The organism is Amphritea balenae, assembly GCF_003858655.1.
GTDB lineage: Bacteria > Pseudomonadota > Gammaproteobacteria > Pseudomonadales > Balneatricaceae > Amphritea > Amphritea balenae.
On the sequence record NZ_RQXV01000019.1, the window covers coordinates 16,352 to 41,867 of the forward strand.

Annotated in this window: 21 protein-coding genes; 10 read left to right on the plus strand and 11 right to left on the minus strand. The window is 48.3% G+C overall.

Annotation, left to right across the window (positions count from 1 at the left end; genetic code table 11):
- Positions 1 to 2: 2 nt before the first annotated feature.
- Entirely contained in the window at positions 3 to 2,246 is a 2,244-nt protein-coding gene (locus EHS89_RS20720) for an ATP-binding protein (RefSeq protein ID WP_124928082.1), read from the minus strand.
- A 161-nt stretch (positions 2,247 to 2,407) separates the two neighbouring features.
- On the opposite strand from EHS89_RS20720, the gene pyk reads away from it, so the two are divergent.
- On the plus strand, positions 2,408 to 3,844 hold the full coding sequence (gene pyk / locus EHS89_RS20725) for a pyruvate kinase (protein WP_124928083.1): 1,437 nt from the start codon (positions 2,408 to 2,410) through the stop codon (positions 3,842 to 3,844).
- 78 nt (positions 3,845 to 3,922) lie between these two features.
- On the opposite strand, the gene EHS89_RS20730 is transcribed toward pyk, so the two are convergent.
- A complete protein-coding gene (locus EHS89_RS20730) occupies positions 3,923 to 4,144 on the minus strand; it encodes a hypothetical protein (RefSeq protein WP_124928084.1) in 222 nt (73 codons plus the stop codon).
- A gap of 76 nt (positions 4,145 to 4,220) precedes the next feature.
- On the opposite strand from EHS89_RS20730, the gene EHS89_RS20735 reads away from it, so the two are divergent.
- Positions 4,221 to 6,371: a Tex family protein gene (locus tag EHS89_RS20735; protein WP_124928085.1), complete on the plus strand. Its 2,151-nt coding sequence runs from the start codon at positions 4,221 to 4,223 to the stop codon at positions 6,369 to 6,371.
- Positions 6,372 to 6,509: 138 nt separating this feature from the next.
- Positions 6,510 to 8,075: a glutamate--cysteine ligase gene (gene gshA, locus EHS89_RS20740; protein WP_124928086.1), complete on the plus strand. Its 1,566-nt coding sequence runs from the start codon at positions 6,510 to 6,512 to the stop codon at positions 8,073 to 8,075.
- Positions 8,076 to 8,154: 79 nt separating this feature from the next.
- On the opposite strand, the gene EHS89_RS20745 is transcribed toward gshA, so the two are convergent.
- The gene (locus EHS89_RS20745) at positions 8,155 to 8,562 is read right to left on the minus strand and encodes a flagellar basal body-associated FliL family protein (RefSeq protein WP_124928087.1); all 408 of its coding nucleotides are present in this window, start codon (positions 8,560 to 8,562) and stop codon (positions 8,155 to 8,157) included.
- 260 nt (positions 8,563 to 8,822) lie between these two features.
- On the opposite strand from EHS89_RS20745, the gene rsd reads away from it, so the two are divergent.
- Complete coding sequence (rsd, locus tag EHS89_RS20750) at positions 8,823 to 9,305, plus strand: sigma D regulator (protein WP_124928088.1); 483 nt, start codon at positions 8,823 to 8,825, stop codon at positions 9,303 to 9,305.
- Positions 9,306 to 9,349: 44 nt separating this feature from the next.
- Positions 9,350 to 10,330, plus strand: coding sequence for a WD40 repeat domain-containing protein (locus EHS89_RS20755; RefSeq protein WP_124928089.1), 981 nt, complete (start codon positions 9,350 to 9,352; stop codon positions 10,328 to 10,330).
- Positions 10,331 to 10,441: 111 nt separating this feature from the next.
- Here the strand turns inward: EHS89_RS20755 and EHS89_RS20760 are convergent, their stop codons facing one another.
- The 6 genes from EHS89_RS20760 to EHS89_RS20785 form a co-directional block, all read right to left on the minus strand.
- On the minus strand, positions 10,442 to 11,203 hold the full coding sequence (locus EHS89_RS20760; RefSeq protein ID WP_124928090.1) for an amino acid ABC transporter ATP-binding protein: 762 nt from the start codon (positions 11,201 to 11,203) through the stop codon (positions 10,442 to 10,444).
- Between the two features lie 19 nt (positions 11,204 to 11,222).
- Positions 11,223 to 12,323: an amino acid ABC transporter permease gene (locus tag EHS89_RS20765; RefSeq protein WP_124928091.1), complete on the minus strand. Its 1,101-nt coding sequence runs from the start codon at positions 12,321 to 12,323 to the stop codon at positions 11,223 to 11,225.
- Positions 12,324 to 12,334: 11 nt separating this feature from the next.
- Positions 12,335 to 13,561 carry an amino acid ABC transporter permease gene (locus EHS89_RS20770; RefSeq protein WP_211340389.1) on the minus strand — a complete coding sequence of 409 codons (1,227 nt, stop codon included), beginning with the start codon at positions 13,559 to 13,561 and terminating at the stop codon, positions 12,335 to 12,337.
- Between the two features lie 92 nt (positions 13,562 to 13,653).
- The gene (locus EHS89_RS20775; protein WP_211340390.1) at positions 13,654 to 14,667 is read right to left on the minus strand and encodes an amino acid ABC transporter substrate-binding protein; all 1,014 of its coding nucleotides are present in this window, start codon (positions 14,665 to 14,667) and stop codon (positions 13,654 to 13,656) included.
- A gap of 344 nt (positions 14,668 to 15,011) precedes the next feature.
- Positions 15,012 to 15,737 (minus strand): BamJ family beta-barrel-assembly machinery protein, encoded by a 726-nt coding sequence (locus EHS89_RS20780; protein WP_124928093.1) that lies wholly within the window; start codon positions 15,735 to 15,737, stop codon positions 15,012 to 15,014.
- 141 nt (positions 15,738 to 15,878) lie between these two features.
- Complete coding sequence (locus EHS89_RS20785; RefSeq protein WP_124928094.1) at positions 15,879 to 16,388, minus strand: TIGR02444 family protein; 510 nt, start codon at positions 16,386 to 16,388, stop codon at positions 15,879 to 15,881.
- Between the two features lie 20 nt (positions 16,389 to 16,408).
- Here EHS89_RS20785 and EHS89_RS20790 point away from each other — a divergent pair, with 20 nt between their 5' ends.
- Positions 16,409 to 18,322: an ATP-binding cassette domain-containing protein gene (locus EHS89_RS20790; protein ID WP_124928095.1), complete on the plus strand. Its 1,914-nt coding sequence runs from the start codon at positions 16,409 to 16,411 to the stop codon at positions 18,320 to 18,322.
- A gap of 35 nt (positions 18,323 to 18,357) precedes the next feature.
- Here the strand turns inward: EHS89_RS20790 and EHS89_RS20795 are convergent, their stop codons facing one another.
- Positions 18,358 to 19,680: an aminoacyl-tRNA deacylase and HDOD domain-containing protein gene (locus EHS89_RS20795; protein ID WP_124928096.1), complete on the minus strand. Its 1,323-nt coding sequence runs from the start codon at positions 19,678 to 19,680 to the stop codon at positions 18,358 to 18,360.
- A gap of 295 nt (positions 19,681 to 19,975) precedes the next feature.
- Between EHS89_RS20795 and ggt the strand changes: the two genes are divergently transcribed.
- Positions 19,976 to 21,724 carry a gamma-glutamyltransferase gene (gene ggt / locus EHS89_RS20800; protein WP_124928097.1) on the plus strand — a complete coding sequence of 583 codons (1,749 nt, stop codon included), beginning with the start codon at positions 19,976 to 19,978 and terminating at the stop codon, positions 21,722 to 21,724.
- Between the two features lie 38 nt (positions 21,725 to 21,762).
- Here the strand turns inward: ggt and EHS89_RS20805 are convergent, their stop codons facing one another.
- Positions 21,763 to 22,029 (minus strand): DksA/TraR family C4-type zinc finger protein, encoded by a 267-nt coding sequence (locus EHS89_RS20805; protein ID WP_124928098.1) that lies wholly within the window; start codon positions 22,027 to 22,029, stop codon positions 21,763 to 21,765.
- Positions 22,030 to 22,363: 334 nt separating this feature from the next.
- On the opposite strand from EHS89_RS20805, the gene fabI reads away from it, so the two are divergent.
- From fabI to moaA, 3 genes are all read left to right on the plus strand, one after another.
- Positions 22,364 to 23,134 (plus strand): enoyl-ACP reductase FabI, encoded by a 771-nt coding sequence (fabI, locus tag EHS89_RS20810; protein WP_124928099.1) that lies wholly within the window; start codon positions 22,364 to 22,366, stop codon positions 23,132 to 23,134.
- Positions 23,135 to 23,359: 225 nt separating this feature from the next.
- On the plus strand, positions 23,360 to 24,055 hold the full coding sequence (locus EHS89_RS20815) for a Crp/Fnr family transcriptional regulator (protein ID WP_124928100.1): 696 nt from the start codon (positions 23,360 to 23,362) through the stop codon (positions 24,053 to 24,055).
- A complete protein-coding gene (gene moaA / locus EHS89_RS20820) occupies positions 24,052 to 25,056 on the plus strand; it encodes a GTP 3',8-cyclase MoaA (protein WP_124928101.1) in 1,005 nt (334 codons plus the stop codon). The genes EHS89_RS20815 and moaA overlap by 4 nt, the downstream gene beginning before the upstream one ends.
- The last annotated feature ends 460 nt before the right edge of the window (positions 25,057 to 25,516 follow it).

Here is a 25,516-nt window from a genome sequence, read left to right on the forward strand (position 1 = left end):
GATTATTTTAACCCCAGTTCACCTTCAGGCGCATCGGACTTTGGCAAATCAATAGTAAAAACTGCCCCACCGTAAGGGTGATTCTTAACACTGAGTCGCCCTTTCATACTTTCAATAATGCGATGCGATATAGACAGGCCTAAACCTAACCCCTGTCCCACTTTTTTGGTGGTATAGAAGGGCTCAAATACCTTCCCCAGCTCCGTTTGAGGAATACCGGGACCATGGTCCCTGAAGGAAAGACAGATACGATCCCCCGCCGTATTTAACTCGACCTCAATCCATTTATCGGGCTGATTTTCCATCGCCTGTAACGCATTACTGATCAGGTTCACTACGACCTGCTCAAGTCTGAGCATATCCCCCATCACAAATCGTTGGTTAAGATCAGCCGGCCACTCTATACGGGCGCAGGCTTTATCAAGTCGGCCATACATGATCGACATGGCTCCGTCCTTCACTGACTTCAGGCTCACCGGTGCGGTTTGCCCGGAGGTTTTACGGGAAAACTCTTTCAGGGGCGATATGATTTTCGCCATACGCTCAGTCAACCCACTAATTTGCTCAAGGTTAGTGGCTACCGGCTCCTGTTTACCTAGCTTCAAAAACGAAGCCGCATTATCTGCGTAGCTTCTAATCGCGGTAAGAGGCTGATTAAGCTCATGGTTAATGCCCGCAGACATCTGTCCTATCACGGCCAGTTTCGCAGTCTGGATCAGTTGATTCTGGGTATTCTTATGTTCTTCTACCTCATGGACTAAACGATCATTTGCGAGGGTAAGATCCTGAGTCCGCTCAACAACCCGTTGCTCGAGCTGATCTCTGGCCTGCTTTAGCTTTTCCTCATTCTCTTTACGCTCAGTAACATCATGAATTGTCGCAACGAAACGGCTGGCATAACTATCAGACATCCTGCCTATAGTTAACTCTATAGGAAACAGTGAGCCGTCGATCCGCACCCCTGAAACCTCAACCATTAATTCTTTAAACTGATCTGACTGTTGTTCCTGGGTAATATGCTGCCAGCATACCGTTCGATCCTGCTGTGCTATGAGTTTGCTGAAATACTCACCGGCGATCTGCTCAGAGCTGAAGCCGAATAACTTCTCAGCAGTCGGATTAAACGACTCAATAACACCCTGATCATTTAAAGTAATCAGACCCGCATGGGTGTTATCAATAATGGCCCGGATTCTGGCCTCATTACGTTCTAATACCAGAGTCTGCTGCTGTTTGAAGCGAAACCGCTCCTGAGTGATTCTTCTGCGAGCCTGCAAAAACAGCAACAGCAATACTGTAGAGCCATAAATAAAGCCAACTAACATAAGATTGTTCAGCACCCGCTTTTCAACCGGTTTGAGGCTGGCCAGTATGGAGACGTTAAACCCCGCCTCTGGTACTCGCCGTAACTGCTGCAGATACCGTTGAGGCTCAACACCATCCAGTGCCGTGTTATCTATCCGTTCCCCTTCTAACAACGTTATCAGGTGATGACTGCCAAAGGGTTTACGTTCAACGACCGGTAATGATCGCAACGCCTGATCCCCATAGCGCAGACTTGAAACGATACGTTGAAGATCCTCCTGCACTAGCGGCTCCAGAGTGCGGAACTTCCAGTCAGAACGGGTGCTGATAAAAACCACCCCATCATCATCAGTGACCAGAATATCGGTCAGCGGATCATTCCAGTCGGTCTCTATATCATTAAGGTCAATCTTCACAACGATGACACCTAACACCGTACCCCGATACTGCAACGGATAAGAGAAGAAGTAGCCCCGCTTTTTAGATGTGCTGCCTAAGGCGAAATAACGGCCGGGCTTACCCGCAATCGCATCCCGGTAGTAAGGCCTGAAAGAGAAGTTTCGGCCAACGAACGTTCGCTCCTGTGACCAGTTGCTGGCGGCAAGCGTGGTGCCTTCAACATCCATCAGATAGGTATCAGAGGCTCCAATGGTATTATTCACTTTCTCCAGATACAGGTTCGCCCGGTATACCGCATCCCGGCCGGGTAGCAATAGTAAGTTAACCAGTTCTGAGTGGCTGGAGAGCAGTTTGGGCAGATCTTTATAGCGATTCAGTTCTTGCTGCAGGCTGAGCACATAACGATTCAGATCCGCCATTGAGTTCTGCTGCAACTCTTGCATCCCACTACTACGACTTATGCTTGCGGTCTGATACATAACCAGAGCAAACAGCGCCACTAGTAACAGCAAAATATATGGACGAAATCTCGTTTTAATCACTCTGTTCCTTGCGGTTAACTCAAAGATCTGTGAATAACCCTGATAGTTATGGGCATCTACGGGGTTGAAAAACTCATGACACAATCATACCTTGTAATAGATAGCGCACCTAAAGTCTAACAGGTCAGTACCTGTTTCATCGTCAACTGGATATCTGAATCATGCAGAAACGTACCAAAATCGTCGCCACACTGGGACCTTCAACTGATAAACCCGGGGTACTGGAACAGTTAATTCGCTGCGGTGTAAATGTTGTGCGACTGAATTTCTCCCATGGCAGCGCTGCAGATCATCGCCGCCGAGCGGATGAAGTACGGGATCTGTCACAAAAGTTAGCCATTCCGGTTGCCGTACTAGGCGATCTTCAGGGCCCTAAAATTCGTATCTCCCGCTTCAGCAATGACAAAATTCAACTTACTGTAGGTGATAAATTTGCTCTGGACTCATCATTAGATACCAATGCTGGCGATCAGACCCAGGTCGGTATCGATTACAAAGAGTTGCCAGAAGATAGTAAAGTCGGAGATGTACTATTACTCGATGATGGCCGGGTACAGCTGAAGGTAACCAGTGTTGAAGGCAGCCGCATCAATTGTGAAGTGACTATCGGCGGCCCACTATCGAACAATAAAGGCATAAACCGTCAGGGCGGCGGGCTTTCCGCTGCGGCGCTAACAGATAAAGACAAGCGTGATATCCAAACCGCCGCAGAGATCGATATGGATTATATTGCCGTATCCTTTCCCCGCTCGTCTGCTGATTTGATCGAAGCCCGCCAACTGCTGGACGACGCCGGTAGCAACTCTGAAATCATTGCCAAGGTAGAGCGCGCTGAAACCGTTAGCTCAAATGAAGCACTGGACGACATCATTATGGCCTGCGATGGCGTGATGGTTGCCCGGGGCGATCTGGGTGTCGAAATTGGCGATGCCGAACTGATTGGCGTTCAAAAGCATATGATCAACCGGGCTCGCGAGCTTAACCGGGTTGTCATTACCGCCACACAGATGATGGAAACGATGATTCAAAACCCTATGCCAACCCGGGCGGAGGTGTTTGATGTAGCCAATGCTATTCTGGATGGCACCGATGCGGTGATGTTATCGGCCGAAACCGCGGCCGGAGACTTCCCGGTAGAAGTGGTACAGGCGATGACTAAAATTTGCCTGGGTGCCGAAAAGCATCAGCTATCCCGTCCCGCACCAACCGGTATCACCAAACGTTGCGAACATATCGACGAAACTATCGCCCGCTCAGCAATGTATACCGCCAATCACCTGGTGGGGGTCAAGGCGATCATATGTCTGACAGAAACCGGATCTACACCGCGCTGGATGTCCCGTATTCGTTCCGGACTGCCGATCTATGCGTTAACCCGTAACGAACGCACTATGCGTCGTATGGCGTTATTCCGTGGCGTTCAGTCGATGCTATTTGATGCCACCAAGCTGGAAGATACCGAGGTTAATTCACAGGTGTTGGAAGGATTAAAAGCCAAAGACTTTCTTGAAAGCGGCGATCTGGTCATACTCACCCGGGGTGCAGTAATCGGTAGTGGAAAAGGCACCAATTCGATGCAGGTACTCCAGGTACCCTGATCTGCGCTAAAGCGGAAAAGGGGCTATTTCGAAGCAGGTACTCCAGGTACCCTGATCTGCGCCAAAGCGGAAAAGGGGCTATTGCAATGCAGGTACTCCAGATACCCTGATCTGCGCCAAAGCGGAAAAGGGGCTATTGCAATGCAGGTACTCCAGATACCCTGATCTGCGCCAAAGCGGAAAAGGGGCTATTGCAATGCAGGTGCTCCAGGTACCCTGATCTGCGCCAAAGCGGAAAGGGGCTATTTCGATGCAGGTACTCCAGGTACCCTGATCTGCATACATAAAAGAATTGGTCATAACTGCTATTATCAGCGCTACTTACAGCCCGGAACTCCCCAGGATTCCGGGTTTTGTTTTTTTCAGAGAGAGACCGATGTCTAACCTTTCACAACAGATTGCCAATCAACTCAATATCAAACAGGCTCAGGTAAGCGCCACTATTGGACTGCTTGACGAAGGCTCTACCGTGCCCTTCATCGCCCGATACCGAAAGGAGGCTACCGGAGGGCTGGATGATACTCAGCTTCGGCAACTGGCTGAAAAATTAAATTATCTGCGTGAACTGGATCAGCGTCGCCAAACAATTATTAAGAGCATCCGTGAACAAGGTTTACTCTCTGATATTTTGTTAGATTCGATCAATAAGAGCGATAGCAAAAGTCGAATTGAAGACCTGTACCTGCCCTACCGTCCTAAACGTAACAGTAAAGCCCTGGCGGCCAAAAAAGCAGGGCTCGGGCCGCTGGCGGAACAACTACTTAATACCCGGGAAAAGCCCGAACATCTGGCAATAACCTTTATCAATCCAGAACTAGAGATTAACAATGCTGAAGACGCATTAAACGGCGCGCGCGCTATTCTTATGGAGCGCTTTTCAGAACAGGCTGATCTGTTAGAAGAGCTACGTGAATGGCTCTGGCGCAGAGCTGAACTCAGCACCAAAGTTATCAAAGGCAAGCAGGAATCCGGCAGTAAATTTTCTGATTATTTTGAGTTTTCAGAACCCCTGCGCCGTATCCCCTCACACCGTGCCCTGGCAATTTTCAGAGCAGTAAAAGAGGAAGTAATACGGCACAAAATAAGACCGCTGTCAGAAGACGCCGACCGGCCTCAGCAGATAATTCAACGCTATTTTCGCTTAACGCTAAACCACTCTGCCGCCGGCCTCTGGTTGACTGAAACAGTACAGCAGAGTTGGAAACAGAAACTATTGCCTCAACTGGAAACAAGTCTGCTGAAACAATTAAAAAGCAGCGCTGACGATGAAGCGATCAAGGTGTTCTCCCGTAACCTTAAAGACCTCCTGCTGGCATCCCCAGCCGGTATGAAGGCCACCATGGGCCTGGACCCGGGCCTGCGTACCGGTGTAAAAATCGCCGTTATCGATAATACCGGAAAAGTAATTGATCATGGTGCCATCTTCCCTCATCCGCCAAAAAACCAATGGGATCAGTCGATCCATACTTTAGCTAAACTGTGCCGCAAACACTCGGTAGAGCTAATCAGCATCGGTAATGGCACCGCATCAAGGGAAACCGAAAAACTGGTCAAAGAATTGATCCAACAACAGCCTGAACTATCGCTGCAGCCAGTTGTGGTCAGCGAGTCGGGGGCATCAATTTACTCCGCCTCAGAAGCGGCCAGCAAAGAACTCCCTGATCTGGATGTAACCATTCGGGGTGCCGTTTCTATTGCCCGACGCCTGCAAGACCCACTCGCCGAGCTGGTAAAAATTGAACCTAAAGCGATCGGCGTCGGGCAATATCAGCACGATGTCGATCAAAACCAGTTGAACCGCTCGCTGGAGCATTGCGTGGAAGACTGCGTGAACCATGTAGGCGTAGACCTGAATACCGCATCGGCGGAATTACTGGCTCATATCTCCGGACTCAACAGTACATCCGCGAACAATATCGTAAGCTTTCGGGATCAGAATGGCCGCTTCCGTAACCGTAAGCAACTGCTTAAAGTGCCTCGGCTCGGGCCAAAGGCTTTCCAGCAGAGCGCCGGTTTCCTTAGGATCAATGCCGGTGATAACCCATTAGACAGCTCAGCCGTACACCCGGAAGCGTATCCCCTGATAGAGAAAATAGCCCGGCATCTAAAATGTAGTATCAGCGGGCTAATCGGCAATAAAGAACAACTTTCTGCGCTTAACCCACAGCAGTATGCTAACCAGGATTTTGGCCTCTACACAGTTCGTGATGCGCTGCAGGAATTAGAAAAACCCGGACGGGATCCCCGCCCTGAATTCAGAACCGCGCAGTTCTCAGATGCGATAGAAAAACCGTCTGACCTGATCGCAGGCATGAAGCTTGAGGGGGTGATTACTAATGTCACTAATTTCGGAGCTTTCGTCGATATTGGCGTGCACCAGGATGGCTTAGTACATATCTCACAACTGGCTGATCGGTTCGTTAAGGATCCTCACAGTCTGGTTAAAACCGGCGATATAGTCCAAACCACTGTATTGGATGTAGACCTCAAACGACAACGAATTGCTCTGTCTATGAAACAAAAATAACAGGACATCTCACCTCAACAAGGTAACAAAACGGGTAGATGGTCGCTTATGTGTATAATCCTGCGCTTTTCATAGGGTTATGTTTAGCCATCTCTGCGCTATAATGGCGCTCTTTTTCTCCGGCAAAGGTATGGAGCTGTGTCTGCTACACTGGAACAGAATCTTAAATTATTAACCGAATCAGGCCAGGTACTGGCGCTGGACGGTATTCTTCACGGCATCGAAAAAGAGGGCCTGCGAGTAGACCCTATGGCATCAATCAGTCAGACAGGGCACCCTGCTGAGCTGGGTTCTGCGCTGACTCATAGCCATATCACGACCGATTACTCCGAAGCATTAATGGAGTTCATTACCCCGGCATTTAAAGCCTCCGGCGATGCGCTTAGCTTCCTTGAGCAACTCCATAGCTATACTTTTCAGAAGCTGGGAGATGAGCAACTCTGGTCTGCCAGCATGCCTTGCCATATCGATAACGAAGATGCGATTCAGATTGCCCGTTACGGTAGTTCAAATGTCGGGCGGTTGAAATATATTTATCGTATCGGGCTTGAGCACCGTTACGGAAAAATGATGCAGGCAATTGCCGGTATCCACTATAACTTTTCCTTACCCGAAACCCTCTGGCCGGTACTGCAAGAACTGCAGGGCAATAAAGATGATCTGCAGCAATTCCGATCGTCCGGTTACTTTAAACTGATCCGTAACTTCCGCCGCTACTCCTGGTTACTGCTTTATCTGTTTGGCGCATCACCAGCGCTGTCCAGCAGCTTTCTCTGCGGCCGTCAGCATGATCTGGACCTATGGGACGATCAGACGCTTTACCGACCATACGCAACCTCACTGCGAATGAGTGACCTTGGCTATTCCAACAAGGCACAGGCGGACCTGAGTATCTGTTTCAACCATCTTGATACTTATATCAAGACCCTGACTAATGCGATCAATACACCCTACCCGGCTTATCAGGAGTTAGGCGTAAAAACCGATCAGGGCTATAAACAGTTAAACAGTAATGTACTGCAGATTGAAAATGAATATTACAGTGATATCCGACCAAAACGGGTAGCGCAGTCCGGAGAAAAACCGGTGCATGCTCTACAGGATCGTGGCGTCGAGTATATCGAAGTGCGCAATACAGATATCAATCCGTTACTGCCACTGGGTATTGATCAGGAACAAGCAGACTTTCTCGATGCTTTTCTGGTTACCTGCTTACTGTCAGATCCCAGCGAAGTATCTGATCATGAGTGTGAGCTGATCAATCAGAACAACAACCTGATCGTTAACCGGGGCCGCGAGCCGGGTCTGACATTAACCCTGAATGATACCCAGGTTAGTGTTCCGGAATGGGGTAAAAACATCCTGACTGATGTTAACAAAACCGCTGAGCTGTTAAATCAGATCAGTGGCGACCAGCGTTACTCTGACGCAGTAAACGCACAGCAGCTTAAACTGGACAACGCGGATCTAACGCCTTCGGCACAGATTCTGGCGCAAATGAAAGCTGAGAACCTGAGTTACGAAGCATTCATTTTGCAACAGAGCAAAACTCATCGCGAGGCTCTCAGCCGCAATACCTTGTCGCCTGAGCAACAAAGTTACCTGGAACATATGAGTATTAGTTCAATGGAAGAACAGGTCCAGATCGAGCAAGCGGACAATCAAAGCTTTGATCAGTATCTTGCAGACTATCTGGCACAATAATTTTCATCTTAGAAAGCGCTAGTGAATAAAAAAGCCCCGCATGGCGGGGCTTTTTTGTATCTGATTGGCTGTCGAAATATTACTGAATAACAAAGCTGGTAAAAAACAGGTCCGCTACAAACGCTTCGCCTTCCTCAGCTAGCAACACCTTTTGCACTTTCTCTAATGCCTCTTGCCCCAGCACATGCTGAGCATCGACTGTTTTCAACTGATCTTCCCCTTTCGAACTCAGCAACATGAGCAGTTCATGACGGATCTCAGGCTTATGATAGTTCACCGCATGGTGTGCCTCAGGGCTGGTTACCTGGATAGTAATCTCACATTTCAGGAAACGTAGCTTACCCGGGCTGATAAAGTTAGAGACGAAAGGTTTCAACTCTATATAGTTTACATAATCATCAGCAGCTGCATCCGCGTCTTCATCTGCAGCCCAGGCAGGCTGTAGCAACGCCCCCAGAAACAAAACTAATAAAAAACGCTTCAGCATCTTTCTGTTTCCCTATCCAGTAATCGAAGGTTAAAACTAAGGAAGGTGCGAACAAGCCCCTAAGGTTTTAGACCATGAAAGAATTAAAAATCATATAGTTATCCGTAGTTGTAGCATCTTTAGCAAAAAAGATCAGCGCTGATATCCTCAGTTTAGTGACCTGTAGCCAAAATTTTCATGAACTATTGCTACTGTTACGACGTTAGGATTAGTATGGAAAGCATGCAATCTGAATGTGCTGACAGAGAAGGAGGCCTGCTATGCTAGAAAAATGCCGTAACGCCCAGGAACGCTGGGGTGGTGTAAGCGAAATTATTGATAACTGGTTAGAAGAAAGACAGCAGCTGATCAGTATCTTTGTCGCCCTGCCACAGCAGAGCGTACACGAAGGACTCACTGATCGTATTCAAGAGTTCTGCCAGGTGATGATGGATTACATATCCTCGGGGCACTTTGAAGTGTACGAGCAGCTATTGAAAGAAGGCAGCGAGTTTAATGATGGCAGTCTGGAAAAAGCTCAGGCGCTATTTCCACAAATTCAGGACAGCACCGATGCCGCTCTGGATTTTAATGACAGCTACTCAAATTTCGCCGGCCAGACGCTACATGAGATGCATGAACTTACCGTTCAGCTATCAAGCTTAGGTGAAGCACTGGAAGAGCGCTTTTCACTCGAAGATACGATGATCGAAATACTCCATACTGCCCATCGTGACCAGGTTTTCACTGAAGCGCCGGTATAAAGCGATATACTGACTCTCAGAAAGAGTATTAGTAGGATTAGTCTATGCCTATCAGGTTTGGCGCGCCAGGATGCGCCCTTATTCTCTCAGTAGTATTAACTGGCTGCGGTAGTGGTGATAGTCCTGAGAAACACGTCGAATACGCTCTGCAAGGTGCCTATTCCGCAACGATTTCACCCCAGGCTAAATATGCTGCAATAGGCTCTTTTAACCATGGTGGCAGCCTTTGGGATATTACCCAGCACGAGCGGCTCTATAACTGGAATCATAAGGCCGGTGATTTTAGTATCATCGCAGCCAGTGCTTTCTCTCCAGATGAGCTTTATGCCAGCACGGCCAATCAACAGGATCTGGTATTGTGGAACCTGAGCAATGGTCAGCCGGAAGGGTTCTGGAGTTCCCCCGCAGAAATTCTGGATATGGATCTTTCGCCCAATGGCGATTACGCCCTGCTAGGCTTAGCCGATCACACGGCGGTCTATTTTGATGTAAAGAATGGCGGCGTAATTCAAACCTTTCGTCATGATGCCAGGGTAAAATCGGTCGACCTGAGTGATGATGCATTGCTGGCTCTGACTGGCGACGACGCCTATAACGCCACGCTCTGGGATGTTCAGGGTAACCGTATTCTGCACAGCATAAAGCTGGGTAATATCGTTGATACCGTCGCATTATCACCTGATAAGCAACTGATATTCAGCTCCGGCAGTCTGGATAAAGCCGTAATCTGGAGTGCTCAGGACGGTAAAGTTCTGCACACCCTATCGGATAACAAAGACCTGTTTGGTAAGCGTTTGAGTTTTACATCAGCCCAGTTTTCATCGGACAACAGCAAGCTACTGACCGGAACAGCCTCCGGCTCCGTTCAATTATGGAATACGACTGACGGCAAGATGCTGCGAAACTGGGGAGTGCATAAACGCGATCCCTACGGCCCTAACAGCACCGGCGTTTATGCGGTTGGCTTTGGTCAGGGCAAATATTTTGCGGTTGGCTCTAACGGCATAATTAATGAGCTGAAATAAATCTTTGATTCAAAACATCGCTATGCGACGAAGTTAAAAACCGCCTTTCGGCGGTTTTTAACTTTTTCTACTAGCCGGGCAACGCCCGGCAATCGCCCCACAGGAACAACCTTAGTGTTGAAGTATCTGACTCAGGAACAGCTGGGTTCGTTCATGCTGTGGATTTTCAAAGAACTCGTGAGGTTCATTCTCCTCAACAATCTGTCCACCATCCATAAAGATAACCCGGTCCGCTACTGTTTTGGCAAAACCCATCTCGTGGGTCACACAGAGCATGGTCATACCTTCATGCGCCAGCTCGACCATTACATCCAGCACCTCTTTGATCATCTCGGGATCAAGTGCCGAAGTAGGCTCATCAAACAGCATCACATCAGGATTCATACAGAGTGAACGGGCAATGGCCACCCGCTGCTGCTGACCGCCGGAAAGCTGACCCGGATACTTCAGCGCCTGATCAGGAATTTTTACCCGCTCAAGCAACTCCATCGCCTGCTTTTCAGCTTCCTTACGCGGCAACTTTTTCACCCAGATCGGTGCCAGTACACAGTTTTCCAGTACCGTTAGGTGAGGGAAAAGATTAAAGTGCTGAAACACCATACCCACATCTTTTCGTACCAGCTCGATATTTTTCAGATCCTCAGTCAGAGGTACATCGTTTACAATAATATCCCCTTTCTGATGTTCCTCAAGCCGATTGATACAGCGAATCATGGTTGATTTACCCGACCCCGAAGGACCACATATAACAATCTTTTCACCCTGTTTGACCTGCAGATTGATATTTTTTAATACATGAAACTCGCCGTACCATTTATTTACGTCGCGTAGTTCCACCATCAGATGATCTGTAACAGCTTGTGGATTACTCATAATTAAAGTCTCTCTGTAATCAGGCACGGTTGCTATGGCCAGTATGTAATTTATGTTCCAGATGCATCGAATAACGAGACATACTGAAGCAGAAGACCCAGAACATCAGCGCAACAAATATATAACTTTCAGTGGAATAACCGATCCATTTCGGATCCTGATTCGCCGCCTGGCCTATCGCCAGCAGATCAAACAGACCGATAATCAGGACCAGACTGGTATCTTTGAACAACGCAATAAAGGTGTTCACTATTCCAGGAATCATCAGCTTCAGCGCCTGCGGCATAATGATCAGTATCATCTTCTGCCAATACCCCAACCCTAATGCATCAGCCGCCTCATACTGCCCCTTAGGGATCGCCTGAAGGCCACCACGAATAACTTCGGCCATATAAGCTGACTGGAACAGAGTGATACCGATCAGTGCTCGCAACAGTTTGTCGAAGCTCATATCCTCAGGAAAAAACAGCGGCAACATCACCGACGCCATAAACAACACAGTAATCAGCGGAACACCCCGCCAGATTTCGATGAAGATAATACAGACCGACCGTACTATCGGCATTTCCGATTGCCGCCCCAGCGCCAACAATATCCCCAGCGGCAGCGACGCAACTATACCGACTACAGCCAAAACCAGAGTCAGACTTAACCCTCCCCACAGATGCGTTTCCACTTGCATCAGACCGAAGCTGTTGCCATACAGCAAGAAGTAAGCGATGACCGGGAAAACCACCAACAAGAAGAGGGCCATCCACCCCTTAAATGGGGTTCTGGGTAGAACCAACCAGATAATCGAGCCGATGAGCAGCACAAACGCCAAATTGAGACGCCAGTATTCCTCAGCCGGATAAAAGCCGTACAGGAATTGGTTCAGGCGTACATTAATAAACACCCAGCAGGCACCGCCGCTGGTACAAGCATCCCGTGATTCACCGAACAGATCGGCATCAAGAATAGTCCACTGAATAATCGGAATCAGCCAACTAATCAGAAAATAACCAAGAACAATGGTCGCTACAGAGCTAATCGGACCGTTAAACAGATGCTTACGCATCCAGGCGACGACACCGATGGTGTTCGACGGCGCAGGTAGTGTTGGTTGTAAGTCATATTTCATTGCATCCCCTCCTAGCGCTCAGTTAACTGAATTCTGGCGTTATACCAGTTCATAAACATCGAAGTGACCAGACTCAACGTCAGATACACCGCCATAGTCATCGCTATCACCTCGATCGCCTGTCCCGTCTGGTTCAGGGTAGTCCCGGCAAACACGTTAACCAGGTCCGGATAACCGATAGCCGTCGCCAGAGAGGAGTTTTTAGTCAGGTTAAGGTATTGACTGGTCAAAGGAGGAATAATGACCCGTAGCGCTTGAGGAATAACGATAAAGCGCAATGTTTTTGCTTTAGGTAAGCCTAGCGCAGATGCCGCTTCCGTCTGTCCATGGGAGACGGCCAGAATGCCCGCCCGAACAGTTTCGGCGATAAAAGCAGCGGTATAGATACTCAATGCTAACCACAAGGCGATCAGTTCAGGAATAACCGTAATACCACCACGGAAGTTAAATCCTTTCAGTTCAGGATGTTCCAGCACCATCGGCATGCCAGAGACCAGGAATAACAACAATGGTACCCCAAGAATCAAACCAACACTGGCCCAGAATATAGGAAACTGTTGGCCGGTATCTTCTTGTCGCTTTTTAGCCCAGCGGGACATAAACCAGCTGCCAACTAATGCCGCAAAAAAGCCAAAAATGACAATACCAAAACCATCTTCCGCAACCGGTGCCGGAACGATCAGCCCCCGGTTATTCAGAAAAGAACTGAAAAACTCGATACTCTGACGCGGATGAGGCAATGTTCGCAGCACCGCAAAGTACCAGAAGAATATCTGTAACAGCAGAGGTATATTTCGAAAAATTTCAATGTACACAGCTGAAATCTTAGAGATCAGCCAGTTATCCGATAGCCGGGCAATCCCGATCAGAAAGCCTAGTATAGTTGCCGCGATGATACCCATCGCAGCAATAAGAACAGTATTCAGTAAACCAACAAAAAAAGTAGCGCCATAACTTGAGGCTTCAGTGTATTCGATGAGACTCATCGCAATACCAAATCCAGCTTCCTGGGTCAGGAAATCAAAACCGGTGGTAATACCACGTTGTTCAAGATTGGTAAGGGTGTTATCGACAACACTGTAGAAGAAGTAACCCAGTACAGCTAATAACAGGGTTTGAAATAGTAACGACCGTTTCTTGGGGTCGTTCCAGAATTTTGGCTGGTTCGCTGGTGGCGCTTTTGGCTGCGCGGAACCACCATCAGGCTTGTGACCTGAATTCGACATGTCAGAGGACATTGTAAACTCCAGAGATCAGTACACAGATCATTCTGCTTACACACAAGCAGAAACTACAACGGCCAGCCCTATGGCTGGCCGTTGACCGGTGTTTAACGCATTGGAGGCGCGTACTGCAAACCTCCCTGGTTCCACAGCGCGTTGATGCCACGATCAAGACCCAGAGGCGAATCCTTACCTACGTTACGCTCATAAGCTTCAGAGTAGTTACCGACCTGCTTAACGACCTGGAATGCCCAGTCATCAGCCAGTCCCAGTCCTTTACCTTTTGGCCCATCCAGACCCAGCAGACGCTTAACGTTCGGATCACTGCTTTCAGCTTTCATCTTATCGGCATTACCTGAGCTCACACCCAGTTCTTCAGCGTTCAACATTGCATTATGGGTCCACTTCACAATATTGAACCATTGATCATCACCCTGACGTACAACCGGACCCAGAGGCTCTTTAGAGATAACTTCTGGCAATGCTCCTACAGCAGAAGGATCCTGCATACGGGTACGCAAACCAGCAGCCTGCGACAGGTCCGTGGTAAAGGAATCACAACGACCGCTATCAAATGCCTGAGCCGCCTGATCATTAGTATCAAATACTACAGGCGTGTAACTGATACCGTGGGTACGGAAGTAATCCGCCATATTCAGCTCAGTGGTAGTACCAGACTGTACACAAACCGTTGCACCGTCGAGCTCTTTAACGCTTTTCAGGCCCAGCTCTTTTTTCACCAGGAAGCCCTGGCCGTCGTAATAGTTTACCCCCGCAAAATTGATACCCAACTGAGTATCACGGGTCTGAGTCCAGGTGGTTACCCGGGACAACATATCTACCTCACCGGATACTAGTGCGGTAAAGCGTTCTTTAGCATTCAGAGGCACAAATTTTACTTTAGTAGCATCGCCCAGCACTGCTGCGGCAACGGCACGACAGAGATCCACATCCAGGCCTTTCCAGTTACCTTTATCATCAGGCACTGAGAAACCCGGCACACCACCGGTTACACCACACTGTACTGCGCCACGTTCCTGCACAGTTTCCAGAGTACCGGCCATAGCCGTTCCAGACATTGCAACCATCAGGGCCGTAGCTGAGATTAGGTTTTTCTTCATCGGATGTTTCCTCTTCATATGTCACGCATTAATTAAAAAAGCGGGCCAATTTAATGACTTATATACATGAGTGAGGCTCTGCAAAGAGCATTCCACTTTTTTATTTTTGTTATCAGTTTAGTTAACTTCGCAAGTTCTCAGTGTAGCAAGTGATTTACACCTGTACAGAAAACCGCTTATTAATCTTTGTCTTGCAGCTTTCAATAATGTTGAAATCGATTCACAAATGAACTGTCATATTCGTTCATTGTTACTAACAAAAACGCTCACGCGTATTCTTTTCAATAAATAGCGCCCAAAAAAAAGCCATCCTCATGGATGGCTTTTTATTCTGTGCCAGTGCATCACTCAGCCGGATTCACTTCAAGTAGCTCTATCTCAAATACCAGGGTCGCATTCGGGCCAATGACTTCACCCCGACCACCCGGTCCATAGGCAAGATCAGCGGGTATTACTAAACGCGCTTTTCCACCCGGCTTCATCAGTTGCAGACCTTCGGTCCAGCCAGGGATAACGCCATTCAGAGGGAAAGATACCGGCTCATTACGGCTATAAGAGCTATCGAAATCGGTACCGTTAGTCAGATGACCACGGTAATGTACTTTAACGGTATCTGTCGCGGTTGGGTTCTCACCCTCACCGGCGGTCATCTCTTCGTACTGAAGACCAGACTCGGTAGTAGTGACACCCTCTTTCTTAGCATTCTCAGCCATATATTCCTGGCCTGCTTTCAGGTTATCGTCAGCCAGAGTCTCAAACGCTGCCTGCTGCTCCTGAACTTTCTTCTGCTGGAAAGCCATCATAGTCGCTTCCACCTCTTCAGGTGTTAGCAACGGATCTGTACCCGCGTAGACAGATTCAACCGCACGGCTCAGCGCATCAATGTCCAGCTCGCTAACATCGGATTTCAGGCGCTCGCCTAACATCAGGCCCAGGCTATAACCCAGTTTCTGCTCATCTGTTTCCAGGGTATAAGGCTTTTCAGCCGGTGCGACCGGTTGCTCTTTATCTGAGCCACAGCCCACCAGCATCACACTTGCTACGGCAACAGCCACCAGCGTTTTTTTCATTATCATTCCTTAATCATCATGATCAGTTAACAGCAGTAAGGAAGCTGAAGCCCTAATTAAATAGCGCACGGCACCTTGCATCTGCGAGCTTCAGGACTTGTTCGCAGGCTCCTTAGTATGCTATTAAACTTAAAAGTTCCGTCAATTACTACTACCTGCCCCGGCTTTATCAACTAACTTAAGGACTAAAGCGGATAATTCACTATTTATCTGCCCTTCGGGATTAACCACCAGGGACAGATTTTGATACGCCAGGCCTGACCCAGTAGCATTAGTCGAACCATTTATAGTGTTGCTTTCGGCACAGCACTCCAAGAGTTGGTACAACAATTCAATTTCTACCTTTTCAGCCGCCAGCTCAGCTTTTTTCAATGACTGATAACACTGTTTTTGTGTTGTAGAAGCTGAATATTGACGTGCCTGATATCTTAATTGCCTTAATGGTTCTAAATGTTCAGTACGCCACTTCCTTGCCTTACCGTCATCCAGATTAGCCGGCAGTAAACGCCCCTGCTGCGCCAGCCAAAGTGCAAACAATAACTGGTTTACACTGAGCCCATACCGGTTTTGCAGTGTCAGACAAAGCTCCGCTACTCCCGGTTCAGAATAGATCCTGACCGCATAATTCCAAAAGGCATTTTCTTCAGACATCTGTGCTAAAATCCGCCGCCATGATTCAGTTAAACCAGCTTAGCTTACAACGAGGACACCTGCGTCTGCTAGAAAAGGCGCAGTTGACCATTCACGCCAATCAAAAAGTCGGTATTGTCGGAGCCAATGGTGTCGGCAAATCGTCGCTTTTCAAACTCATTCTGGGTCAGTTACAACCCGATGAGGGAGACCTGCAACTGCCTGGCAATCTGACCATCGCCCACATGGCACAGGAAGTAGCCGACAGTGACCGGCGTGCCATCGATTACGTACTCGACGGCGATCAACGATTACGTGAAATCCAACAGGCACTAGCCACTGCAGAACAAAATGGTGATCACCATCGTACCGGTGAAATTCATGCAGAATTAGATGCTGTTGGCGGCTATACCGCTGAATCCCGCGCTCACCAGCTGCTCAATGGTTTAAGCTTCAGTACTGCAGATGCCGAACGTCCGGTAAATACTTTTTCCGGTGGTTGGCGTATCCGGCTGAACCTGGCCCAGGCACTGATGTGTCATTCTGATATTTTATTGCTGGATGAGCCGACCAACCACCTGGATCTGGATGCGACTATCTGGTTGGAACAATGGTTGCGAAGCTATCCTGGCACCCTACTGTTGATATCCCATGACCGGGACTTTATCGACTCTGTTGCCAGCCATGTTGTTCATATGCATCAGCAGAAAACCGAACTGTATAAAGGCGGTTACAGCGACTTTGAAGTACGCCGGGCTGAACGGCTGGCACAACAGCAGTCGCAGTTTGAGAAACAACAGGTTCGTATCGCCGAGATCGAAAGCTTTGTTCGCCGCTTTAAAGCCAAAGCGACTAAAGCTAAACAGGCGCAGAGCCGGGTAAAAGAGCTTGAGCGCATGGAGATGATTGCGCCTGCCCATGTCGACAGCCCTTTCAGCTTTAGCTTTCAGGCATCCGATAAGATTTCATTCCCGCTGTTGAGCTTAGAAAAATGTAACCTGGGATATAACGACCCCATACTGAACAGCGTCAACCTGATACTGTCACCCGGCGATCGAATTGGTCTGTTAGGCCCAAACGGTGCCGGTAAATCGACCCTGATTAAAAGCCTGACAGCAGATCTGCCCCTACTGAATGGTGTATATAAGGCCGGAGAGCATCTCAAAATAGGCTATTTTGCTCAGCATCAGCTTGAAGCTCTCGATCTTGAGGCATCGCCGGCACTGCATATACAACGGATCTCACCGAAAGCCACCGAGCAGGAGATACGCAATTACCTCGGCAGCTTTGACTTTAACGGCGATCGGGCTCTGGAGCCTGTAAAACTATTTTCCGGCGGCGAAAAGGCCCGGGTTGCGCTGGCATTGATCGCCTGGCAGAAACCTAACCTGTTACTGCTTGATGAACCAACTAACCACCTCGACCTTGAAGTGCGCCATGCGCTAACGCTGGCGTTACAAAGCTTTGAGGGTGCTCTGATTCTGGTATCCCACGATCGCCACCTGCTGCGTAATACCGTGGATCAGTTTGTCCTGGTTGCCAACGGCGCCGTTAAAGTATTCGACGGCGATATGGATGACTATCAACAATGGCTCAGCTCCCAACGCCGGCAACAAAACCAATCGCAGCAACCTGAACGGGAAAACCGCTCTCTCAGTGCGACCGAAAAGAAAGAACAGAAGCGACTCGAAGCGGAGCGCCGAAGCGCTTTACGTCCATTGAAAAAAGCGATTGAAAAGCTCGAATCTCAGTTAGATAAAATTACCGCATCCCTGACAGATGTCGAAGCACAACTGGCAGATATCAGTCTTTACGAAGATGCCAACAAAGGTAAATTAAAACAGCTACTGCAAACCCAGGGTGAGTTGCAGCAAAGCGCTGATAACACAGAGATGGAGTGGCTGGATAAACTGGAAGAGCTAGAAGAACTGGAAACCGCTACCACCGCTCCATAACGGAGCGGTGACATGCAAAAGCTGATTACATTGACTCAGATCGCCTGAGCATGTGTGATCGTGTGAACCAGGGAGTCCAACTCTCCGCGGCATTCCATGACAGTACTCAGCGCCCCATCAATATCCTGCTGCGACAGTTTTAACTCATCTAATACCCAATCAGGTATCTCCTCTATTGGCCCATCAGCCAGATTTTGAGTTCGCAGTGCCCGATTAGCCACATAAAGCAGCCTGACTGCCTGCGCAAATTCACCATCGTATTCCAGATCATTATGAAACCGTACGGTATCAACAACGGCCTCAGGCAAAGACCAGTTTTCCAATAACCAGGCGCCTACCTGTTCACGGGTTACACTCAGCACCTGCTTCTCGACATACTCCAGCGCCATATGGGGATTGGCTTCCAGATAACGGGATAGCAGTGAAAAGTGCGGCGGAAACAGATGTCCAAGTACCAGATAACCGAAGTTCTGCAACAGCCCGCTCAGATAAGCCAGCCCGGGTTTCGGCCTGACCTCAACAGGTATCTTTTTACACAGTAGTTCAGACATGGCTGCCGTATAAACAGACTGCTGCCAGTATGGAACACCATCCCGGGGCGTATCGTCCGGCACTTTAAGGGTCTTACCCATGGCAACACCCAGCGCCAGGTTAAGTACCAGATCAAAGCCCAGCACCCTGATAACCGCATCTTCAACTGAATCAATATCCCCCGGAGCTGCATAATAAGGCGATGCTGCCCAACTCATTACCTGAGCGGCAAGGCTTGGATCAATACGAACGATAGGTACCAGGTCATCGATCCCGGCAGAAGGATCTGAACGCAGCTCCACCAGTTTCTGCATCGAAGCAGGTAACGAGGGTAAACCCAGTGTATCTTCCAGACGCTGTTGAATACGTAAAGTAGTGAAACGTTCAACCGCCCGGGTAATAACCTGCTCATCATTACCTTTCGGTTGCTGATGATCGATCGACAGAGCCGTTAGCCCTAGGGCACAGAGTGAAACATGGTCCTGATACCACTGCCGCTCTGCAGTGAAAGTCAGCCCGGTATAAGGCTCTACTACTTCAAGCTGCTCCAACGATGCGATTGATTCATCAATGTATATCGGTAGTTTAAATAATTTTTTCTGACCGGCAGTACTTTGCAACGCAGTCTGGCTAAAAAATTTAATAGCATCACTACCCTTTACAGGTTGCAAGTGCCGGCCTGAGTGCTTCCATATACTTACCAGATTCAGCAACATGTGAGCCGGCAACATGACCAGGGCTTTACCCTCATGGTCATTAAGCAACAACACCCTGATCTCTCCGGTATCTTTATCAGCACTGTAAAATGAGTTTACTGCAACAGACAAAGTGTTATCTCCAATTCATTTCCAATGTAACAAGCATCGGCTTAATTCCGTCTATCTTTAGCTTATGCTCAGTATAAGAAGAGACCCGCTCTGAAGCACATATACTCTACTCATTTCGTGTTTTCCAAAAACTTCAGCGACTCAAAAAACGAACCCCAGCCGCCTCTATACACTAAGCTCAAACTCAACCGCATGATTTTAAAGAGAGAATATCTGAAAGGTAAAAAAACAAATTAGCTATATACTCAAGATTGCTTCGTTATATCTAAGATCAAAACCAGCAGAGGAACGGGATATGCGGTACATTTTACAGTCTGTCATTTTGGGTAGTTTACTGCTAAATCCTTTACCATTGCTGGCGGTAGATGAAGACCTGGCCCCGGAATCAGCTACCGGACTAATGCGTCATACCCCGATCAAAGCGGATCAGGAACTGGTCGTCACGGCTCACCCTTTAGCCACTCAGGCAGGCTATAGCATTTTACAACAAGGTGGCAGTGCAGCCGATGCAGCCGTCGCCATTCAGGCGATGCTAACCCTGGTTGAACCCCAGTCATCGGGCTTAGGCGGCGGAGCATTCATGCTCTATTGGGATAATGTTAATCAACAACTGCATGCCTTTGACGGCCGTGAAACCGCCCCCGCTTACGCAGATGAAACATTGTTTCTGAAACAGGATGGCGCCCCCATGAAGTGGTGGGATGCGATGGTCGGCGGCCGTTCAGTAGGTACACCGGGTGTATTAGCAATGCTCAATCTGAGTCAGGAAACGTTCGGCAAATTAACCTGGAATAAGCTCTTTGATGACACCATCAACCAGGCAGAGCAAGGCTTTAACGTTTCTCCCCGCCTACATCAGTTATTAGCTAGCAATATAAATCCTGGATTGGGTCGGTATCCCGCAGCCAAAGATTATTTTTTTACGGCGGCTGGCGACCCCCTACCTGTTGGTCACCTGTTAAAAAATCCTCAATTGGCGCAATCCCTGCGTCAGATTGCTAAACAAGGCGTGGAAAGCTTTTATCAAGGTGAGATTGCGTCACAGATAGTTACCTCGGTTAAGGCCGCAGAAGATAATCCAGGCAAACTTAGCATTAAAGATATGGCTAGCTACCAGGCAAAGTTACGTAAACCGGTATGCATGCCCTTCAGGGCCTATCGGGTCTGTGGTTTTCCGCCGCCAACGTCCGGCGGTGTAACCACGTTACAGATTCTGAAACTACTTGAGCGCTTCAGTAATGAGCAGTTGCAGCCGGGAACCACCAGCCAGCGCCAGCTCTTTACACAAGCGAGTCGACTGGCCTATGCCGATCGGGCACGCTATCTGGCCGATAGTGATTTTGTTGATGTACCGGTTAAAGCTCTGTTAGACACCCACTATCTACAACAACGCAGCCAGTTAATCTCTACAGACCAGGATATGGGTAAAGCCGAAGCAGGACAGCCTGATCTGGTACTCAGTCGGGCCGATGACCGCTCACCTGAACTGCCATCCACCAGCCATTTTGTCATTCTGGATAAATGGGGCAACGCGGTCTCAATGACCAGTAGTATAGAGATGGCATTCGGATCGACGTTAATGGCCGGCGGTTTTTTACTGAATAATCAGTTAACCGATTTCTCCTTTGTTGCCAGTCAAAATGGCAAGCCCATTGCTAACCGGGTGGAAGCAGGCAAGCGTCCGCGCAGCTCGATGTCTCCCATCATGGTATTCGATCAGAACAATCAGTTAATTAGCGCCCTGGGATCGCCAGGGGGCAGTCGTATCATTAGTTATGTCGCCGAGAGTTTGTTGGTTAAACTAACCTCTGATATTAGCCTGCAACAAAGCTTTGAGCTGCCTCATGTGGTCAATAGAAATGGTACAACCGAGCTGGAAGCAGGAACCTCAGCTGAACAGCTAGCGCAACCCTTGCAGGAACTTGGGCACCAGATCAAAGTTCGCGAACTTAATAGTGGCCTGCACGGCTTTTACCGCTCTTCTGGAGGGCCATGGGAAAGTGCAGTCGATCCTCGCCGGGAAGGCAGTGCAATGGGAAATTAAGAATACTGCAATCAAGCTTTCTTTCCTAATACCGCGACTCACCGTAACTGGCTGTCTTTACTACCGCGTCGGTTAATCCCTGAAGTAGCACTTTGCTGTTTTTCAGTGCTGGACTGACAAGCTATACACAGACGTACACCCGATATCGCCTCACGACGTGCTTGCGGTATCGGGTTATCACAGGCTTCGCAATATTCCAGGCTTTCCCCCTGATGCAGACCTTTTCTGGCCAACGCCACTGCATCTTCCACACTGGCATCAATCTGATCCTGAACAGCACCATCACGTGACCAGCCACCTGCCATAAGCTCTCTCCGTTAACTTCTCTGATAATGCTGAAGTATATAACGTTTAAGCTCCCCCGCTTTTTTGATAACGACATCGAACAGCATCAGAGACAGGCTGACAAACACACCCTGGCTTTTCAATGGCCTGCAACCCCTGAATAACAGATACCCATTTTGGGTCTAATTTGTTCATAAAAACCTCACAGTAGTCGATATAATAACCATAGAAATTGTGCAGAGCACAAAAGAAAAGCCCGGCACAACCTGAAGCTATTACGAATCATCTACAATCAGTTTGAAACATTCTTCAGGTATCTTAAATTATTGATTTATTTATATATGGTGAGCAAAGATGTCTGAATTATTGATGGCTGGAAAAAAAGTATTAGTTGTGGGCATTGCCAACGATAAAAGTATTGCTTACGGCGTTGCAAAAAAACTACAGGAACAAGGTGCTGAGCTGGCAATTACCTACCTGAATGACAAAGCTGAACGCTTTGTCCGACCACTTGCTGAAGAGTTGGGTGCATCTATTATTATGCCACTGGATGTTACTCAGGAAGATCAGATGCGCCATCTGTTCAAAGCGATTGAAGAGGCTTGGGGAACACTGGATGGCGTGGTCCACTCACTGGCATTTTGCCCACTAGAAGACCTACACGCACCTATTTCTGAATGTTCCCGGGAAGGCTTCATTCAAGCGATGGACGTGTCCTGCTTCTCATTTATCCACATGGCTTCCTACGCAAAAGAGCTAATGAAAGATGGCGGCTCAATGATCAACTTCTCCTATCTGGGCAGTGCGTTGGCCACCGGTGATTATAATGTAATGGGCTGCGCCAAAGCGGCACTTGAAGCGGCCACCCGCTATCTTGCAAGGGACCTTGGACCTAAGCGTATCCGTGTTAACAGCATCTCACCTGGCACTATCGCAACCCGCGCAGCAGGCGGCATTAAAGATTTTGATGCTATGCTGGCTTACAACGAAAAGAAAGCCGTTGATCATCAGTTACCCACCATAGAAGAAGTCGGCGGCGCCGCGCTGTATTTCCTAAGTGATCTTTCTACTGGTACCTCCGGTAGTATTCACTATGTTGATCACGGTGTTTGCATCGTTGGCTAAGCAATTGGTTAAGCTTTACCCATAAAAAGCACCGCCCTGGCGGTGTTTTTTATGCCTGTTCATAAGTTTTCATAAATTATCATCCCTGTTCATTTGCCAGAAGAACGTCATTCATAATTGATCTCTATCATCTGTGTTAATCAGGATACCTTGCGCTGATCTATCCCCCAAAACCGGGGTGCCAGCCATTGCTGTATCGCAACACCAACCGGATAAGGAGTCATTATGCACTGCCCCCGACTCAAATTTTTATTACCCACTGCCCGGCAGCACTCTCTATTCCGTGCTTTTGATAATGAGCAGTTCTTAAGTCTGTCCGGGTCTGCCCGGGTTCATGAAATGAAAGCTGGAGATACCCTATATCTACAGGAAGCAGAAATAGACCGTTTCTATCTGATTATTCAAGGCGTGGTTAAGCTATATCGTGTTAGCTGTGACGGACGTGAAATCGTGCTGAATGTATTCACGGATAAGGAGTGTGTCGGCGAATCAGAGATTTTTACCGACAAACATACCCACTCAACCAATGCTGCTATTGTTGAGAATGCCACTTTACTAAGCTTCAGCAGTCAGGCCTATAAGCTGTTATTACAGCAATCCAGCGCTTGTTGTTACGGCGTTCTGGTAGAAATAGCAGCACGCCTGCAAGAAAAGCAAAATGAGATTGAAGCCCTTTCTCAACAAAGCGCGACTGATCGGGTGATCCGCTTCCTATTAAGCCAGGTAAAAGATACTGACAACAAAAAGGATTCAGTTGTTATCAAATTACCGTTAGCTAAACGCCTGATTGCCGCCCGGCTCTCGATGCAGCCTGAAACATTTTCCAGAGTGATTACAGACTTCAAACGTAAAGGCTTAATGGACGTGAAGGGTAGCCAACTTAATATTAATTGTCTGGCGGATCTGAGGCAGATGGTATGAATACGGCCGCCGCTTCAGATTTAACAGATGGCTTTGGTCGCCGCATCAACTATCTCAGGCTTTCAGTGACTGACCGCTGTGATTTTCGTTGTGTGTACTGCATGAATGAAGATACACAATTTTTACCCCGGGCAAAGGTACTGAGTATTGAGGAGCTATATTCCTGCGCTAAGGCCTTTACCGAACTGGGTGTGGATAAGATTCGCCTTACCGGTGGTGAGCCACTTGTTAGGAGCGGTATCGTTGATCTATGCAGATCAATAAGCAACCTGCCAAACCTGCGCGAGCTGGTTTTAACCACTAATGGCTCACAGCTGTCTCACTATGCCGAGCCATTACGTCAGGCGGGGGTAAAGCGGCTCAATATAAGTCTGGATTCGCTATCTGAGCAACGTTTTGCCCGGTTAACCCGTCGTCACAAACTAAGCCAGGTAATCGATGGTATTGATGCTGCAATTGCAGCAGGGTATGAAGGTATCAAGCTAAACGCCGTGATCATGAAAGGTCGAAATGAAGACGAGATACTGGATCTGGTAGCGTTTAGCCGCGCCAGAGCAATCGATATCACCTTCATCGAAGAGATGCCGCTGGGAGATATTAATGCCCATTCGCGCGCCCAGAGCTTTTGCTCTAGCGATGAAGTGCATGGTGTCATCAATCGTGAATTTCCATTACTGGCCAGCACCGAAAAGAGTGGCGGTCCGGCACGGTACTTCCGTATGGCTGACAGCGTCAGTCGAATTGGTTTTATATCACCCTATAGCCATAATTTCTGCGCCAGCTGCAACCGTCTCCGAATGACTGTCGAAGGCCAACTACTCCTCTGCCTGGGTAATGAAAAATCTCTGGATCTGCGCAGTTTGCTGCGGCGCTTTCCGGGTGAACCTGAACACCTGAAAACGGCCATTAAGGCAGCCCTTATCAATAAGCCTGAAAGCCATCTGTTCTCGCATAATGATGAAACTCAGGTAGTCCGTTTTATGAATATGACGGGAGGCTGAAAAGCCTTTCGTCCGAAACTTCCTGTCTCCATCATCGCTCCTCCTTCTACCGCTAATCACCCTCACCTTCTGCCATTAAACCAGGCCATCTGGAAAACGGTACATTCAGCATCCATAGCTTCAACTCCCGTGCGTTACCCCCTTTTGAGCTTGCAGTTAAGCTATGTTGAGAATCCTATGCTTAGAGCTTGTGCTTTAAGCCCGGTACGTTAATCCCTGTTAATTAAGCGCCTTGTTTTTCGGATAGCCCAGCTGATCCTTAGCTACTATTAAGTGCGATCAAGCAGACCTCGGCTCTGTCAAAAGAGTATTTAGCTACAGATAGTGATCTCTGAAACACAGGTAAGCTGGTATTCGAATAAGCGGATAAGCGGATAAGCGGATAAGCGGATAAGCGGATAAGCGGATAAGCGGATAAGCGGATAAGCGGATAAGCGGATAAGCGGATAAGCGGATAAGC